This is a genomic window from Bradyrhizobium sp. 521_C7_N1_3 (genome assembly GCF_052075975.1).
GTDB lineage: Bacteria > Pseudomonadota > Alphaproteobacteria > Rhizobiales > Xanthobacteraceae > Bradyrhizobium > Bradyrhizobium japonicum.
Window position 1 is genome coordinate 3,045,005 of sequence record NZ_CP197232.1, and the last position, 15,230, is coordinate 3,060,234.

The window sequence follows — 15,230 nt, forward strand, 5'->3', positions numbered from 1 at the left end:
GTGCCCTCGTTTAGGAACGACCGGCCGATTGCCGAGTTTTCCCGAGCCCCCCACGAGGGCGACCCGTCGTGACTGGCCTCACAGCGCACTGTCCGGCAACGGCGCGCTGTGAGGCCGTTTTGCCAGTCACCCGAGCGTGCACTCGCATTCGCCCGAGGTGAACAATCCGAACAAAAACCCCGATTGCGACAGTGACAGGTGCCGCTACTCCCGAGGCGAGGTCAGGACCTACCGCGGCACACATCCACCGCTGACCCTGTGCGCAACCTGCTGGGCTCATGAGAGCGCGCGACGGCGATTTAAGACCGGCCTGCCGGTGCTGAAGTGGGCACAGGGGAAACCTATCAGCGCTCTGTCCTCATATACGGACTGAACTCAGGCGCCGGCTCCGGAGCGGCATTCAAGGAGAGTATTGCGCCAACACGCGGGTGCGCGGGCCTCGGTGGTGAATTTCCAAAGACGCTCCAGATAACAATCGAAACGGCGACGAGGAGCAAAAGGTCACGGACCATGGTGTCCTCCCTTTCTCGCTGATCAATGGGGGAATAAGCCCAACGTTCTCGACGAGCCGTTCGCGGGCGGCCGGTAATGGCAAACGTGCCGCACGCCCACCAGTTCATTACCGCAATTGCCCTAGTCAGTCACTCTGAAGCTTATAAAACTCGTGATCCGTCCGGCGTTGTTGAACCTTTGCAGGACTCTCGTGACCTACGTCCGAGGGGTGGAAACGGAGCTTTTCCTATGACGAAGCATCGTACGATCACTGGATTTGTCGCTGTTGCTCTCGTTGCTGCCGCCACGACCGCAGCAATAGTCAGGCCCTCTGCCCACCGCGCCGTAGTGGCGACGAACTCGATGCTGATCGGAGAGCTAACAGTCGCTGCAGGCCAGCTCCCGACTAGTGAATTCGATGACCAATCGGTGATTTTCTCGACTAAGCGCTAGGCACCATATCCAGCTTGCGGCTCGGCCGCTTGGTGCGCTGGAAGCCAGTGTCGCGGCTTGTGCGTTGTCCAGAAACTACTCTCGTATGACTGAAGCTGGCGCGCATGTGCGGCGCAGATCTAGTTGCGGAAACGCCGCGCAAGCACCAGGATAACCCCGAGCAGAAAGAGCGCAGACGACAACATCCGTAGTGCGTAGGCGCGCACGCTGATTCCGGCGGAGCATTGCTCACTCCAGCGGCGCCAGATCTGAGGGACGTAGGCGCCGATGACAAGCGCGGTCGCAAAATAGCCGACGAGGAAGGGGACTGTTGCGAAAGCCACGTATGCGATGTGTGTTCATGATAGCCTCTTCAAATAGGAGGAAGAAGCTACCAGGGGATCGAGCAAGACTTGCCCGGCACAGGGACGCTGCACCCAAGCTTGTGATTTGACAAAGATGAGTGGTGGTCGGCGAGCGTCATCCAGAAGTTCGACCAGGGATTTTTGGCCGAGGGTAGGGGGAGGGAAAAAGTCTCGCCAAGAAGCATGCTTATGTGACTGAGCCTCGTCGATAAATTGGTTGCTAAAAACGGACAGGCTTCTCCGAGAGGTGGGGATTCTCTCATGGCTGTCGATCCGAAGCCGGTCAGGCGAGCGAGAACTCACAACGCGAGCCGACCGAGGGGTCATCCACTACAACGTCGGGGCTATGCGTTTGCGCTCAAGACGGAGCGTAAGCTGATCGATCCTTGCCACGAATTCCGGCACCTGCAGGTCAGGGCCGGCTGCTGCAGCCCGAACGTTCGAAGATCGACAGCGTCGAGGTGCCCCTGCCGCCGACGCTCGTCAGGGCGCTCCACTCCCTCCGACATGCCGGCGATGCCGGTGTCCCGAAAAAGGCACCTACCGATGCTGATTGATGGGCATCTCAAAATCATCGGTGATGGCGGCGGGTTCCGCAACCGCGCTCATGCCCTTGAACTCAGCTCTGCAACATCCATGTAACATCCGTATACCATCCACATGGATGGAGAAAGGAATAATGACCGGTAACGTGCGCGAGCTGCGGCCGAAGACCCCCGACACGGAGAAGATCATTCACGATCAACCTTGGCTATGTGGACCTCGGTCACGTCGATCTCATGGTGCAGGAAGGGTTCTATTCGAACCGCACCGATTTCATCCGGACGGCGATACGGAACCAGCTAGAACGCCATGCAGACGTCGTGAGGCAATCCACGGCTCGGAAAAGCATGGACCTCGGGCTGCGCAACTATACCCGCGATGATCTCGAAGCGGCGCGGCGGACCGGCGAGATGCTTCAGATCAACGTTTTGGGCCTGGCCACCATCGCCCGGGACGTCACTCCCGAGTTGGCCCGCGCTGCCATCGGGTCGGTTTCGGTGCTGGGGGCCCTTCATGCCACTCCCGCGGTCAAGGCCGCTCTCGCCGACAGAACAAGGTGAACGATGTTGAATCAAGACATAGTCCGCGAAGCGACCCGCCTCACGCGTGCCGGCCAACTGGTCGAGGCCACCGCGCTGCTGCAGCGCATGCTCCAGGGCGGTAGCGCTCCAAGACCGGAGTCTCGCAGCGCCTCTCAGGCTCGGCTGCCGCGGCTCGATCCGCTTACCATCGACGCCACGGCCGACGTTGTCGAGGAGCGGGAAGCTCCGCAGATTGCGCCGGCCCGCTCTGCTCAGGGACGCAGACTCTCCTTACCGCTCGACGGCATTCGGGATTTTTCCGGGCTCGGCCTGCGAAGTCCAATTACGCGCGCTCCTCTGTCGCCATCGGACATCGTGCCCGAGGGCACACGGTTTATCGCCGGTACCTTCAGTAACGCCGCGGGAGGCCGGACCTATAAGCTGTTCATCCCAAGCCGCTGCCGGGGACAACGGCTTCCCCTGATCGTCATGCTTCATGGCTGCACCCAGTCGCCGGACGATTTCGCGGCCGGTACCCGGATGAACTTCCTGGCGGAAGAGCAGAATTGCTTCGTGGTCTATCCTGAGCAGCCGAGCGGAGCCAACCATTCGAAGTGCTGGAACTGGTTTCGCACGGGCGACCAGCGCCGCGGCGGGGGCGAGCCCTCGATGATCGCCGGCATTACCCGCCAGATCATGCGTGACCATGCGATCGATCCGAAGCGCGTATACGTCGCGGGTCTGTCGGCCGGCGGGGCCGCCGCCGCCATCATGGGCTCAACGTATAGCGACCTGTACGCGGCCGTCGGTGTTCATTCAGGTCTCGCGTGTGGAGCCGCGAGCGATCTTCCCTCCGCGTTCGTCGCCATGCGGCAGGGAGGCGGCTCCAAGGCAATTGCGGACGGCAAAACTTTTGTGCCGACCATCGTTTTCCACGGCGATCGGGACACTACGGTGCATCCAAAGAATGGCGATCAGATCATCGAGCAGTCCGCCAGCGCGACGAGACTGACAACGAAGGTACTTCGCGGACGCGTACCCAACGGTCATGCCTATACTCGCACCGTCCTGAGCGACGCGGGCGGTCGGGAAATCTCCGAACACTGGAATATCAATGGCGCCGGGCACGCGTGGTCGGGCGGCAGCCCCGCAGGTTCCTACACCGACCCTCAAGGGCCGGATGCGACGAGGGAAATGCTGCGCTTCTTCCTCAAGCATTCGCTTGGTGAATAGTCGGACTTCACGACGCCGCTGGTCGCGCTGCCGATCTCAGAATCACCGAGCTTCTGACCTCGCGCCTCGGCCCCTGCGAGGTGGTGCGTTGAGCGATGCCTTCGCACTCTTCTCGGCTATGAATAATATGCAGCGTGAACGGCTCCACGTCGGGACCGAGCTCGGTACGATGAATGAATACGCCGCACCATCAGTCCGCTGATGAAAAATTCACTTTCTTTGAGACGGACAAATTCATTTTGCGTATGCTGCAAGTCAACGGTTTGCCGCAGTGGGTGCGTTGCCGCGTGCCTCAATCCGCAAGCCAGCGCAGTGAAATCTTGGGCGGGGTAGGGGAGGGAAAAAATTGCGGAAAAGCATGCCTATCCTTATCGCCCTTCAGCAGCGTTCTTTTAATCGGGACCGAGACAAGCCGGTTCTGCAGGAGCGACTGGAGCGTTGCCTGCCGTTCGCCAAGGAGTTTCCGGAAGGTCCGACAAGCTCAGCACATCAAGGAGCAGGAGGCCGAGCTGCTGGACGATCTCCGCGTCCTCGAACACCAGTAACGGGAGTCGCAAAGGGCTTCAGCGGGTCGCAAAGGCTCCGCCAAATGTGGCGGAGCCCCATGAGGGCGGCTTTGCAACCGGAAAGCCTTACGCGATCCTCGTCGGTGCGGTGAGCGCTAGCGTCGCCACGGCATCCGCTATTGCCGGCGGATCTGCATAGGTAACCATGTGACCGGCATTCTCGACCAGATGTAGCAGGGAACGGGGCAACGCCTCGTGCAGGCGGCGCGACTGGTCGGCCTCGATGAGCCGGTCAGCCTTTCCATGCACGATCCTAACGGGGCACCGTATGTCCTGATATTGACGCTGCAACTGCGCGGCAGCTGAGATGAGGAACGCGCTCTCCTCGGCGGCCGCCCTCAACTGCTTGGGCCGCAGAGCCATCGAGATCGGAAATTCGTTCTTGAATTCCCGCGGAACAGCGCGCGGCGCGAACAGCGTGCGCATCAGCTTCGGCATAATGGCCCACGATATGATCGGTGAGATGGTGTAGCGCATCAGATCGCCGAGCAGTGGCAATGCCGGAACCGACATGAGCCAAAAGTCCATCCGAGAGGTTGGAAAATAATAACCGGACACAAGCACGAGCCCGCTTACAGCGTAGCCGCTTCTCAGCGATAGCGCGATCGCCACTAGCGTTCCCCAGGAGTGGCCGAGCACCACGGGTTTGCGCACTCCAAGCTGATCAAGAGCCTTAGCGAACAAGGAAGCTTGCGTTGTGGCCGTCCAGATGCGCGTCCGCGGACGGTCGCTGTAGCCAAAACCGGGCCGGTCGAAGCAAATGACGCGAAAGTTGTGCGCCAGGCGGTCGACCAGACCGCTTAGGATGAGATCCTGAATCATGGTGCCATTCCCGTGGAACAGGACCACGCAAGGCGCGCCGGCATCACCGCAATCGATATAGTGCAGGCGCACTCCGTCGCACTCGATGAAGATGCCGATTGGCGGATTTTTTCGCTCCGCGGCCATCTGAAACGCGATATTGCCGAGTATCAGAATGACAAGTCCGGCCAAAGCGATCAGCAGGACCGTTTCAGTTGTGGACATTGGTCAATCCTTAGATCGTCCGCGCTGGCGCGGTACATCGAATGGGCGGAACAAACGAGGACCCTTGACACCGGAGAGCTCACTATGGTCGCGCGTAAGCTCACGTCGAAGCGAATAGCCCTTCAGCGGAAGCAAGCAAACCGTCGTGGTGTGCGCGATCCGCTTGCGTCCGTCCGTTTGCCGCAGCGCTGCGGCTTGCCGTCATCGACCCGGCAGAGTCATCAGCTTCCGGACCAGAACGGATATGCGGCAATTTCTCTCGAATGCTGCCCGAACATGTCGATCCGTCTTCTTGAAAATTCGGTAATAACGGCGAAGAATTCAATTGGCGACCTGATCGCGGCAAGCCTCAGGCCGAATTCAAAAGCAAATTGCCCGTTGTCTTGGGCCATCTCAAGAAGCTTCGCCTGATAAGCCTGCAGGTTTGCCGTCGCCAACGCGAGGCCTGCCGTTGAATCGCTATCTCTCATCCTCTCACTGAGGTCAGCTGGTGACGCCTCCACCCGAGGCTCCCTGAGTGGAGCGTCGGGCTTTGGGTCGTTATGAAGCATAAGAGGCCGTTCAATCGCGGCTGCAACCACAGAGTGCAGAACATCGTCTTTTGGACTTCTAACAGTCTCGATGAGGGGAGCATCGCGTTTTGGATCGTCATGTAGCTTAGGAGGCCGTCCAATTGCGGCTGCAGCCACAGAGTGCAGATCGTCTCTCGGACTTCTAACAACGGCTTGCTTGTTTCGTTGTGCCCGCGCAGCCTTTTTCGGGTTGCGGCCGCGCTTCGATCCTGTTGCCAGCTTGCGTTTGCTCATCTGACGCTCCAAGGGATGGGGTCCTTTCTGTAAAAGACAACAGGCTTTGGAAGACGGCGTTCCAAAGGCGCATGCCAGTCCCGCATGTCCCAGCTCAATCGCACATATGATATTTTAGGTAGCACTCCGAACCACGAACGCCGAACTTGCAATCCGAGAGATCAATGTTTGACGGCGCTTGGCCTGAGAACAGTCAGCCCTCCTCGTTGTGTTCCGCTGCCGAAGCGGCGCCGGGGCCGCCGTCGAACCCGGTAAAAGAGCTGGCTCCGTTGGCCGAGGGTGCTCAGAGGGAACGCTGCTTAATTTTCCAAGTTTGCATCTGCACCGTCGCTCTAATGCGATTGAGAGGCAATGCCCCGAGCTAAAGAGCATGCCGCCGCGATTATGCGAGAATATCACAAGGCCGAGACGGAATTGATCGGCAGGGCTGTCGTGCTTACGGACGGAAGGCCGGGACCGTCGAGGGACTATATTTGGACGAAGCGCACGGCTTGCGGCTTTCCATCGCTGGCCATCCTGGGAAGTGGCCTGTCTCAACGATCAAGCTGGTGCAGAAATGACGAAGACAGCGTGCATCTCCGCCGTCATCAGATTGACCAGGCGCGTCCCCAGGCCGCTTTTCGTTTCGGCCGGGCATCCGATGCCGTCGTCTCGTACCGTGATCACCACTTTCTCGCTTCTCGACGGCACGTCGACTTTCCACGGTAGCGGATCGTCCCTCCGGAAACGCGTACTTGAAGGCGTTCGTCACGAGCTCGTTGACAATCAAGCCGATCGATGCCGCTTGCGAGCTCTTCACGGTAATCTCGTCGCACGAAACCCGTATCGCAATCGACAGCACGCCACGGTGAAAGTCGGAAAGGCTCCCGCACAATGTCTCCAGGTAGGCCGCAAGATCGACTGTGCTGTTGACCGCCGTGTCGCGCAGCCTGTCGTGGACCTTCGCGACCACCCTCGATCCGGGCTAGGGCGGACGCGATCGCCGCCTGCACGGCGGGATTAGCGTCCGAGCGCGCCTGCAGCCGTAGGATCGAGATGATCGTCGCCAGGTCGTTTCTGGTCCGGTGGGCAAGCTCCATCATTAGCACGTCCGCGTACGCCTTCGCCTCTGAGTGCTTCTCCAGCGTCGTGCGCAAAGCTTCCGTTACCGCGGCAAATGCACAGTCCGCTCGCCAGGAAAATTAGGAGGGGCAGGATAGCGGCGATCGGAGGCGGTGGCATGAAGTATCGCGCGGCCAGCGCCGCACTCGCGCCGGTGGCCAGAAACCCGGAGCCGCGATCGAAGATGACTGAGGCGAGGGAAATCGCGGGGATGAAAAGCGCCAGAGGATAGGGCCTCAACTGGTCATCCAACAAAAGGGTGACCACGAAGGCCAGGCCAACCAACCCCAGGGTCAAAAGGTATCGCGCCCACACAGGGTATTTGGGTGTAACGGTCATGAAGCGAAGCAGGAAACGGTCCATGGAAGGCAACGAACTGTTTTGGCGGCATGTTCCTGTCGGCGGCACGGCAGTCTAGGAGCGGTCCGCGGAGAGAGGCTGAGATTTGACGGTGCCGTCAGCCGATCAGGCTCGCCCGCGAAGAGGCGGATCGCGAGCACCGTGTCTACCCTCGTTGCGACGGGATCCGCTGCACGTTTGACACCACTAAAACCGCCGGCCAGGACTGGTCGACTGCATCGACCCTGATCCCGTCGGAGAGAACGCTGATCCGATGGTCTGAGGGCGCGGGCCGCCTTGGAAGCCAAAAATCTCTCGGCGGAGGGCTTCTTTGAGGAACGTAGTTTGCCCTGCCGCTTTTTCCATTGACCGAAGAACGCGAACGCAGGGTCTATGCCTCCATGCGCGACTGAGGAGATCGGATGAAATCGACAGTGCCGGCTCTTGGTCTTGGACTAGCTGCCGTGACATCCATGGTCTCGGCGCAACCCGCGGGATGGTCGACATACTCAATCCCGGAGACCGGTACCTCGGTCGATTTTCCCGCCTCGATCTTTTCCGAAGAAGCGGGCCGGCCGGACGGCTACGGACAGCGATTCCAAACCGCTGACGGCCGAGCCGACCTCACAATACAGGCGGTACCCAATGTCTCGAACGATTCACCCGCTGCTTTTCTCGCGAAAAAGCATCCGCCTCCGCGCATTCAATATAAGCGCGTGACGCCTGGGTTTTTTGCGGTGTCGAGCTACAAGGGCGACAAGGTCTGGTACGATCGCTGCAACTTCTCGAGGGGATTGGTTCACTGCGTCCTGATCAATTATCCGGCCAGCGAAGAGCGCGACTGGGATGACATCGTTACGCGCATCAGCCTCTCGCTGAGCGGCAGGTAAGTCGGGCGCGTGCTCTTCGTGGCAGGTAAGTTGTTTGGATATGGCTCAACCGAGGGATCATGGCGGGGTTAAGGCTCTGAAACGCCGTCAGTGCCGCCAGCCGTTCTTATCGACCTCCACCCGAAAGGCGCAAGGATTGGATGGAATAGGAGCTGAACCAAAGGTTTTCCACGCCCCACGACGCGCGCACGCAATGTTGCAGGTCGCAAAAAACGGCCCCGGCACAACCCGCCGGAGCCGTTGGAGGCCTCGACGGTAATGGGGAGCCGCCAAGGCATGGCTAAGGTCTAGGAAGATTCGGCAATGGGGTCTGTATGCCTTCGGACATAAGCGGCGCCATTGGTCGCGGTCTCGGAGTGACCGACGCGCCGTAGCTTTTCCCACACCCGCGACCGGCAGTAGCCCGCGAACGACTACGAGCCAGACTAGCGACGCGATGAAGGCGCGATAATGTGGGATGGTAAGAACGTCGCGCTGCCGATTGGTGATAGTTTGACGTTGATCAATTCGTCGGGGGCGGCTCGAACTCGTCCAGCACAGCGCCGTCTTGATCGTGGACTATCACTTTGCGACCAGTATCGCTAGCGAGCTTCCGACCGAGCGACAGCGCGGTCTTAACGTCCGGGAGGTCGAGCGAGATCAAGGAGCAGGTTCGGGGACCGGTCCCGATGATCGCAATATTTGCCTTGCTGTCAGACATAGCCGCTCCCCTGGGTTTGGCGGGAAGCGCTACGCGCAATCTCACACCGATATCTGCCACGGTCCGCTCGGTGATGACGGTCAACTGCCGGCAAACCATGGGGTTGCTATCCGCACGTTTGCTTACCGTGCAGGGCCGGTGAATCGCGCCAGTGTTCTCACAGTTTCGCGGCGGAGTATGGCCGCTCAGGAACCAGCGACCTCAGACACTGTTACGGCTTTGCTGGCTCGCCGCCGAGCTGACGGAGCGGCCCCGACCTATCCCGCAATCTCCCCTGAAGTCGGGGCCGACTCTCCGCCTTTGGCACGCCGAAAGGTAAAAAAGATCAATGAAGGTTTTCATCTGCGTGAACACCGCTAGGCAGGCCGGTGACGTCGAGCATCTGAAGGTCTTCGCGACCGAAGACGCTGCCAAGGATTGGCTCGATGAGAACGATCCCGAGGGGGTAGCATTCGAGTATGATGTGATGGGCCCGGCGCGAGTGGGGTCATCTTCCCGCCGAGAGGAAGCCGCCAACTGAGGCGGCCTTACAGGTGCGGCGCCAGGTAGTCGCCTTGAAAAAACCGTAGAGCGCAAGAGCGGTTCAGCCACGAAAGCGACAATCATCGTCGCCCATTCGCGTTTGGAAAATAAATCGAAGTCGAACATAAGGAGCCCTTGTCGAAGAGCTAACGCCGAAAATGTATAGCCGTTTCCTACCGAGGCAGCCTCACGCTAGGCCTTACTTTCTCGGCAGACAGAAGGAAAATCGGCCAGCGCCTTCTTTCCTGCAAATTGAGCGGCAGTGTCGGATTGGAAACCAAGGAGAGGGACGGGAAAATAAGAACCTTAGGAACGGACCGTCTATCCCGCGGGTTCTGGCGAAAAATCGGGAGGTTCCAATGAGCGTTAAACGCACCGCTTCAAGCAAACAGAAACACTAGAAGTGCGATTGGGTCAGGAAGCGGAACGGCTCCGTCAAGAGGCTGCGGCTCTCCCGCGAGGCATTGAGCGTGAGCACCTGCTGCGCAGAGCCCGCCAGTGCGAGTCTGGCGCGCACGTGAGCGAATGGCTGAGATCGCCAGGCTTACAGCCGCCGAAGTGATGCGCCATGACCAAAACCGAGAATGACGCGGCCCATGGTGCGGTCGAATACACGTTGATTGCTCTCGCCCCCGACAACGACAAACGGGCCCTCGTGGTCGGCGAGAAGGTTGCGGCCGAGACCGGTCGAAGGGTGACGGTCCGAAACGTAGACGGCGAGGTACTCGGCATCTTCAAGCCGTCACACTCGGACGAGAGCTACCGCACCATCGAAGAATATGCGGCCGATCTTCGCGAGATCATGCAGAAGCTACGCCGGAAGCTGAATTAAGGCCAGTATTGGGGACATTGGAGCGGGGCCAACCAGAGTTACCCTTGGGGAAGGGCATCGGGAAAACTTGGCAACGGTAGGAACGATCAGCGCATTGCCGCGTCGATTTGTGGCGAGCCAAAAAGGTCGACCGCCAACCGCCGGAGGAAAGCCCGCATCAGAGGGGTTGGCGGGCCCACTTGGGGCCGTTCCTGGCCGTAGGAACTTACGTATGGACAGCGCGCAGCACTGCCAAGATCAAGCCAGCGAATGCCATCGCTTGGTAAAATCAGCCCAGAGTGAGATTGAGGCCAAAAATCTTAAAGAACTCGCCAACAGTTGGATGAGAGTCGCCGGCCAGATCGATCGATACCACGCGCTCAAACGTGAGCAACTCCGTAACGCCTCAGTTTGCGCGTGACGGAAAGCTCGCGATCTTGCGCGTGAGCTGCCAAAGTTCGACTACATGGGTCTCAGCTAAATCCTGTATGGGTCTCAGCTAAATGCTGTGCTCGCTGCTTAGCGGCTTCCTCATCGGCGCAATTGAGCCTTACCCGCTGCACAATTTGCCCGTCGAGCCCGAACAAATAGGCCGTGAACTCTCCATCGAAGCGATTACCACCCATCGGCTTACAGCCAAGTTCGATGGAATTAGAGCGGGGCTTCAATGAGTTGTCGTCGGGAGGGGCCTCAGTTGGCAGCTTTGGTTCAGCCTCAGTTGGCGGTCCTTTCAGCTGGTATGTTCCTGTTTGCGACTCAGCAGATCTTCACCGGGTGGCATCAGCTTTACATACGTCCCGCCGCGCTCGATCGCGCATTTGAGCCCGGCGCCGAACTCGCTGCCGCTGCCCTTCAGATTGAACATGAAAGGCGCGTTGATCCGCTCAATGTAGATGCGGCCGTCCTGGACAGTCCCCACGGCGGCGCGTGCGCGGCGGCGAAGTGCGCGCGGTGCAGGTAACTCCCCGCCGGCTTCCAGCTGTCGAACGTGGTCCCGCAGACGCAGCGCGTCAGCGTGTTTTTGGTCTCGCTGGCGCCCCCGTCGTGATCTCGGGCACCCGAACAGGGTTGTTCTCGTCAATGAAATCATCGAGGCATTCGGGCAATAGCGCCGATTGCCCACGGTCCACCTGCTCAACGAAGCGTCTCATCAGCTTCCCCCGCAGAATCACGAGAGAATCTTAGCAAACCAGCAGCCTTTTCACACAGCCAGGGTCTTTCGCTGGCGGGAAATGCATCCGCAACCACGATCCCGGCCGCTACTCCACATTTTGACGACTTCGCGCCCAACCAGCGCTTCGTTCTTAGCGAAGAGGAGATGGCGGACGTCAGTCTCGCCACGTTCCATCTCTTCGATAAGGAGGACGTTGGCAGCAACGTGCAAATGGCGGTTGTTGTTCGCGGGTGCCGAGGTTGCGGTGGTTGCCGTGGTTGCCGAGCTTGGCGCGGTTGCGGGGGATGCGGCGGCTGCTGCGCGCGCTGGGGACGGTGCCGCTGGTGCTAAGTTCCGCAATCGCCCCGCCGCGGTGTAGCTGTGCCGCGTCTTTAGTCATGGCTTGCGGAAGCCGGTGCATCGGGCCGACTTGGTGTTCGACGTCGTGTGCGATTGAAGGTGCAGCCTCGCCGTGCCCGCGCGAGAGGCCGACATGGTGTCGCAACCAGGCGGCCTCTTTCGTATCGGGTAGATGGGCGCTCCGCTTTAACGATCAGTCTTTCTTGGGTGGAGCTGGCGATGTGCCAGCATTCGGATCTTCCATTTGTCGTCTACTTTGACGTAGACGGCGGTCCAAATACCCGATGCATCCAGCGCGTCACCTTTGTCGTTTCTGCCGGTGACGTGGAATTTGCCCATCGCGGCCGGGGTATCATTATCAACCTGCCACGCATCATCGACCGTAGCGTCGAGTTTGTTAAAACCTGCCTTGAAAGCACCGGGGTGACTGGGCAGTTTTTCATGGAACTTCCGTCGCAAAGGAAAGGGCTCGCCGTAAGCGGGCCCCTCGTGTGGCCCGCTACGGGTCTAAGCGGACTTTAGGATGGCGCGCTCGATCCGCTTGGCAAGATCGGGCGAGAGGCGCGGCGGCAGGTAGGTCAACCTGTTGGCTTCTTCCATTCTTCGACGACGCCCATGGCGAGGCCGAGGGTCGTGCCCTCATCAGGCTTCGGGGCTGGCAATGTCATGACTTGTCCTCGTCGAGGTCCGCGTCTCCTATGAGCGGCCCGCTGACGCCATTACGTTCATCTCTCGCGATATGCTGCCCGATTGCCCTGGCCAGCGCCGACCATTGTTCACGGTGGCTAGGATGATCAAGACTACGCGGGTCGCTCGGCGGTGCGTTGCTGCTGATGGCGACCATGGGGTCGCCCTTGCGTATCAGCGTCGGCCTGACCTGCTCGAAGCATGCCGGGTGCCACTCGCCATGGACCGACTCTCCCTTCTTGTAGGAGACGGTAATGCTGACCACACCCGCGTCTTGCACTCGGCAGTGCGCGCAGGTGAATAGCGGAGCCTTTCTCATAATCTTACTCCGCCGATGCCTCAACTTTGGTGGCGGACACGAGCGAAATTTCGCTCGCGGAAACTGGCCCCGGCGCCGGGGATATAGGGGGTTGTTTGTACGCCGGGGCCAGCGCTCTCGCCCGTCGAATCGTGCTATCGGAGATAGAACATCGTGGCGGCAAGCTCACTGATGGTGGAGACATCGCGCTCCGGGGCAAGTGCAGTTTGTGCCAAGCGATGTTGCGCTCACGGAAAGCCGTGTGCCGATGGTGAATTCACTGGAACCGCGAAATTCGTAGGTCGGAAAAAATGGCGCGCTGGAAGCAGGATTGGACCGCAGAGGAAATCGAAAAGCTTAGGACGTTGGCAGGCACGATGCCGCTGACGCAGATCGCTCCGAACTGGGGCGGACCGGTTGCTGGAGCCGGAAGAATAAGATGACACCGAGACCCAGCAAGAGGATCACGACCGGTGAACGTGATGCACGGTGCGCCTAGTGAGCGGGCCAGCGTGAACCGGCACTTCGCAAGCGTCACAGACGTGTGGCACGGCCATTGCACAATTCAAGCTAACTGGGATTTCATAGCTCAGTTTGAGAATGAGACGCTGCCGGGACATGTATTTCGAGCCCGGCAGCGTTCTATTTCGAGACTAGTGGGACAGCCGCCAATTTGCACGGGCCCTGAGCGGTCGAGACCTGGTTCGACAGTCGCGACGACCGGGATGTTACCGAGCAGGAGCAGCGCCTGCAGGGAGTGCTCGCGCATCTGTCACACTGCGACCAGCAGCGTCAAGAAAGGCGCCGAGCTGCTCGCCGATCCAGGCCGGCGTGCTCCAGGGCGACGTCTGGAGCGTACCCGGGCTGCGCCGCGTCGATCTCGGCCGCGCCGGCGCCGATGCGATCGGATCATAGGCGCGATCGGCGATATGCGCGCCCACCGCACAATCCAGCCCCGCCGCGCAATTCACCACAAACGACCAAGCGCCCCGCGCAGGATCACCGGACGCGGAGCGCAGAGCGCAAAAAACCCCGCCTAAGCGGGGCTTTGGAAGGCTGTTCCATTTCGGCGCGTCAGGAAGCTGGGGAGCTTACCGGACACGATCAGGTTGGTGAAGTAAGCCGGTTCCGTCCTCAATCTATGTTAATTCGCCCAAGAATAAACGGCCCGCCCGGACCTGGATTGTAGGCCGCTCCCTGGGCTCCTGTCGGAAAAAGGCACAAATTTCGGACGGGGGGTGGCCAAGCTGAAAGACCCCACCCTGTTTTGGGGCCCATCACCTTCGAGGCTGGATGGCCGCGGCAGGGCCTTCCGTCTCCACTGCGTCAGCGCAAGCGCCGGAGCCGCTGGCTGGGATTTGCGCCTGACAGAGACTTACAGCAACATCCTGGTCGAACGCTGGTAGGTGGGCCGCAGCGGCCAAGTGTAGCGAGCGCTCAGGAGAGCTTCTGCGTCGCTGGGCTGATCGTGAAGGGCCGAGGCCGGCGAGGGCTTCGCCGCACGATCGGCGCGGCCTCGACCACCTTGTCATCGAACAGCACGATGCCGGCGGTGAAGTTGGGCGAGGATTTCGGTGATCACACCTTGGTCACCTCGGCCACCTCAAAACCCTCGTTGATCACTTCCTCCCATTCGTCCCTGAGTTCCTTGGTTACTTGGTCGACCAAGGCATGACCGTGCTCTGGGGATGTCGCCAGCTTTTCGATGATCTGGATGATGCCGGTGCGTTGTAAGGCCAGCATCTCGCGAAGCTCGTCTACGGTGGCATGCGCCTCGACGGTGTTCATCAAACTGACGATCTCGCCGATCATTTCGTGCTTAAGTTCTTTGTAGCGGTCAGTCACTGTGCTTGCTCCTCTTCAGTTTTCACCGGCGTATTCCTGCCGCGCCAGCGGCTTGGTCGGTGAAGATTTCAGTCCTGCGGGCGCGGGGTGCGTCGCGGCACGAGCTAAGACGCAATCAACTGGAAGATTTCATCCGGCGTTTCCTTGACTGAGATGCTGTCCATTCCACTACTTGCAGAGAAATGGATCGTTGTGTCCCTGTCAGTCGCCGCGCGGCTGATAAACGTGATGTTGTCCGTGTTAACGTACCTTTTGATCTCGCATGTGACGTCGTTAGAGTCGGTGAGTGCAATGAACGTTGTCATTCCGGCCTCCTCTGGTTCGGGAAAAGGGGGACGACGTCGCCATCGGCCGCGCGGATGACGGCCCTGGCCATCGCCATCACGTCGAAGCCCAGATCGTCGAGCGTTGCGCGACGCCCTGGCGCTCCAGCTCTGCGACGATCGCCTCGACCACGTTCATTAGCCTGGCCGTCTCGGCGGAGCTTTCGCTCATCGTCATGTCCTCGGTTAAGCCGAGACCATCGTACCACACCGGACG

The 15,230-nt window shown here is 59.9% G+C and carries 15 protein-coding genes and 2 pseudogenes; 7 read left to right on the plus strand and 10 right to left on the minus strand.

Features of this window, described 5'->3' with window-relative positions:
• Positions 1-1,064: 1,064 nt before the first annotated feature.
• Entirely contained in the window at positions 1,065-1,268 is a 204-nt protein-coding gene (locus tag AB7008_RS13895; protein ID WP_039146794.1) for a PQ-loop repeat-containing protein, read from the minus strand.
• 700 nt (positions 1,269-1,968) lie between these two features.
• Between AB7008_RS13895 and AB7008_RS13900 the strand changes: the two are divergent.
• Both AB7008_RS13900 and AB7008_RS13905 read left to right on the plus strand, forming a co-directional pair.
• Positions 1,969-2,392 (plus strand): annotated as a pseudogene (locus AB7008_RS13900) (CopG family transcriptional regulator).
• Between the two features lie 3 nt (positions 2,393-2,395).
• The gene (locus tag AB7008_RS13905; protein ID WP_039146797.1) at positions 2,396-3,586 is read left to right on the plus strand and encodes an extracellular catalytic domain type 1 short-chain-length polyhydroxyalkanoate depolymerase; all 1,191 of its coding nucleotides are present in this window, start codon (positions 2,396-2,398) and stop codon (positions 3,584-3,586) included.
• Between the two features lie 632 nt (positions 3,587-4,218).
• On the opposite strand, the gene AB7008_RS13910 is transcribed toward AB7008_RS13905, so the two are convergent.
• The gene (locus AB7008_RS13910) at positions 4,219-5,178 is read right to left on the minus strand and encodes an alpha/beta fold hydrolase (protein ID WP_039146803.1); all 960 of its coding nucleotides are present in this window, start codon (positions 5,176-5,178) and stop codon (positions 4,219-4,221) included.
• A gap of 221 nt (positions 5,179-5,399) precedes the next feature.
• Positions 5,400-5,984 carry a Phasin protein gene (locus AB7008_RS13915; RefSeq protein WP_148311904.1) on the minus strand — a complete coding sequence of 195 codons (585 nt, stop codon included), beginning with the start codon at positions 5,982-5,984 and terminating at the stop codon, positions 5,400-5,402.
• A 351-nt stretch (positions 5,985-6,335) separates the two neighbouring features.
• Between AB7008_RS13915 and AB7008_RS13920 the strand changes: the two are divergent.
• A pseudogene (locus tag AB7008_RS13920) lies at positions 6,336-6,544 on the plus strand (PRC-barrel domain containing protein).
• A 102-nt stretch (positions 6,545-6,646) separates the two neighbouring features.
• Here the strand turns inward: AB7008_RS13920 and AB7008_RS13925 are convergent.
• On the minus strand, positions 6,647-7,066 hold the full coding sequence (locus AB7008_RS13925) for a histidine kinase dimerization/phosphoacceptor domain -containing protein (RefSeq protein ID WP_148311905.1): 420 nt from the start codon (positions 7,064-7,066) through the stop codon (positions 6,647-6,649).
• Positions 6,984-7,448 carry a DUF4118 domain-containing protein gene (locus AB7008_RS13930; protein WP_051664519.1) on the minus strand — a complete coding sequence of 155 codons (465 nt, stop codon included), beginning with the start codon at positions 7,446-7,448 and terminating at the stop codon, positions 6,984-6,986. The genes AB7008_RS13925 and AB7008_RS13930 overlap by 83 nt, the downstream gene beginning before the upstream one ends.
• A 398-nt stretch (positions 7,449-7,846) precedes the next feature.
• On the opposite strand from AB7008_RS13930, the gene AB7008_RS13935 reads away from it, so the two are divergent.
• The 4 genes from AB7008_RS13935 (at position 7,847) to AB7008_RS13950 (ending at position 10,768) form a co-directional block, all read left to right on the plus strand.
• The gene (locus tag AB7008_RS13935) at positions 7,847-8,314 is read left to right on the plus strand and encodes a hypothetical protein (protein ID WP_039146806.1); all 468 of its coding nucleotides are present in this window, start codon (positions 7,847-7,849) and stop codon (positions 8,312-8,314) included.
• 1,028 nt (positions 8,315-9,342) lie between these two features.
• Complete coding sequence (locus AB7008_RS13940) at positions 9,343-9,534, plus strand: hypothetical protein (RefSeq protein WP_441258938.1); 192 nt, start codon at positions 9,343-9,345, stop codon at positions 9,532-9,534.
• Positions 9,535-10,104: 570 nt separating this feature from the next.
• The gene (locus tag AB7008_RS13945) at positions 10,105-10,368 is read left to right on the plus strand and encodes a hypothetical protein (RefSeq protein ID WP_212102036.1); all 264 of its coding nucleotides are present in this window, start codon (positions 10,105-10,107) and stop codon (positions 10,366-10,368) included.
• Positions 10,369-10,579: 211 nt separating this feature from the next.
• A complete protein-coding gene (locus AB7008_RS13950) occupies positions 10,580-10,768 on the plus strand; it encodes a hypothetical protein (protein ID WP_212102024.1) in 189 nt (62 codons plus the stop codon).
• A 309-nt stretch (positions 10,769-11,077) separates the two neighbouring features.
• On the opposite strand, the gene AB7008_RS13955 is transcribed toward AB7008_RS13950, so the two are convergent.
• The 5 genes from AB7008_RS13955 to AB7008_RS13975 all read right to left on the minus strand — a co-directional run bounded on the left by AB7008_RS13955 (position 11,078) and on the right by AB7008_RS13975 (position 14,995).
• Positions 11,078-11,437, minus strand: a complete 360-nt coding sequence (locus tag AB7008_RS13955; RefSeq protein ID WP_249155478.1) for a hypothetical protein — start codon at positions 11,435-11,437, stop codon at positions 11,078-11,080.
• A 609-nt stretch (positions 11,438-12,046) separates the two neighbouring features.
• Positions 12,047-12,319, minus strand: coding sequence for a nuclear transport factor 2 family protein (locus AB7008_RS13960; protein ID WP_212102023.1), 273 nt, complete (start codon positions 12,317-12,319; stop codon positions 12,047-12,049).
• Between the two features lie 205 nt (positions 12,320-12,524).
• Positions 12,525-12,866 carry a hypothetical protein gene (locus AB7008_RS13965; protein ID WP_441258939.1) on the minus strand — a complete coding sequence of 114 codons (342 nt, stop codon included), beginning with the start codon at positions 12,864-12,866 and terminating at the stop codon, positions 12,525-12,527.
• 1,557 nt (positions 12,867-14,423) lie between these two features.
• On the minus strand, positions 14,424-14,690 hold the full coding sequence (locus AB7008_RS13970) for a hypothetical protein (RefSeq protein WP_212102020.1): 267 nt from the start codon (positions 14,688-14,690) through the stop codon (positions 14,424-14,426).
• A 104-nt stretch (positions 14,691-14,794) separates the two neighbouring features.
• Positions 14,795-14,995: a hypothetical protein gene (locus tag AB7008_RS13975; RefSeq protein ID WP_212102018.1), complete on the minus strand. Its 201-nt coding sequence runs from the start codon at positions 14,993-14,995 to the stop codon at positions 14,795-14,797.
• Positions 14,996-15,230 lie beyond the last annotated feature (235 nt).

What these genes read in the sequence shown, in the direction of transcription:
- AB7008_RS13905 (WP_039146797.1), top strand. Translation starts at nt 2,396, where the DNA reads ATGTTGAATCAAGACATAGTCCGCGAAGCGACCCGCCTCACGCGTGCC.
- AB7008_RS13910 (WP_039146803.1), bottom strand. Translation starts at nt 5,178, where the DNA reads ATGTCCACAACTGAAACGGTCCTGCTGATCGCTTTGGCCGGACTTGTC.
- AB7008_RS13915 (WP_148311904.1), bottom strand. Translation starts at nt 5,984, where the DNA reads ATGAGCAAACGCAAGCTGGCAACAGGATCGAAGCGCGGCCGCAACCCG.
- AB7008_RS13925 (WP_148311905.1), bottom strand. Translation starts at nt 7,066, where the DNA reads ATGATGGAGCTTGCCCACCGGACCAGAAACGACCTGGCGACGATCATC.
- AB7008_RS13930 (WP_051664519.1), bottom strand. Translation starts at nt 7,448, where the DNA reads ATGGACCGTTTCCTGCTTCGCTTCATGACCGTTACACCCAAATACCCT.
- AB7008_RS13935 (WP_039146806.1), top strand. Translation starts at nt 7,847, where the DNA reads ATGAAATCGACAGTGCCGGCTCTTGGTCTTGGACTAGCTGCCGTGACA.
- AB7008_RS13940 (WP_441258938.1), top strand. Translation starts at nt 9,343, where the DNA reads ATGAAGGTTTTCATCTGCGTGAACACCGCTAGGCAGGCCGGTGACGTC.
- AB7008_RS13945 (WP_212102036.1), top strand. Translation starts at nt 10,105, where the DNA reads ATGACCAAAACCGAGAATGACGCGGCCCATGGTGCGGTCGAATACACG.
- AB7008_RS13950 (WP_212102024.1), top strand. Translation starts at nt 10,580, where the DNA reads ATGGACAGCGCGCAGCACTGCCAAGATCAAGCCAGCGAATGCCATCGC.
- AB7008_RS13955 (WP_249155478.1), bottom strand. Translation starts at nt 11,437, where the DNA reads ATGATTTCATTGACGAGAACAACCCTGTTCGGGTGCCCGAGATCACGA.
- AB7008_RS13965 (WP_441258939.1), bottom strand. Translation starts at nt 12,866, where the DNA reads ATGAGAAAGGCTCCGCTATTCACCTGCGCGCACTGCCGAGTGCAAGAC.
- AB7008_RS13975 (WP_212102018.1), bottom strand. Translation starts at nt 14,995, where the DNA reads ATGACAACGTTCATTGCACTCACCGACTCTAACGACGTCACATGCGAG.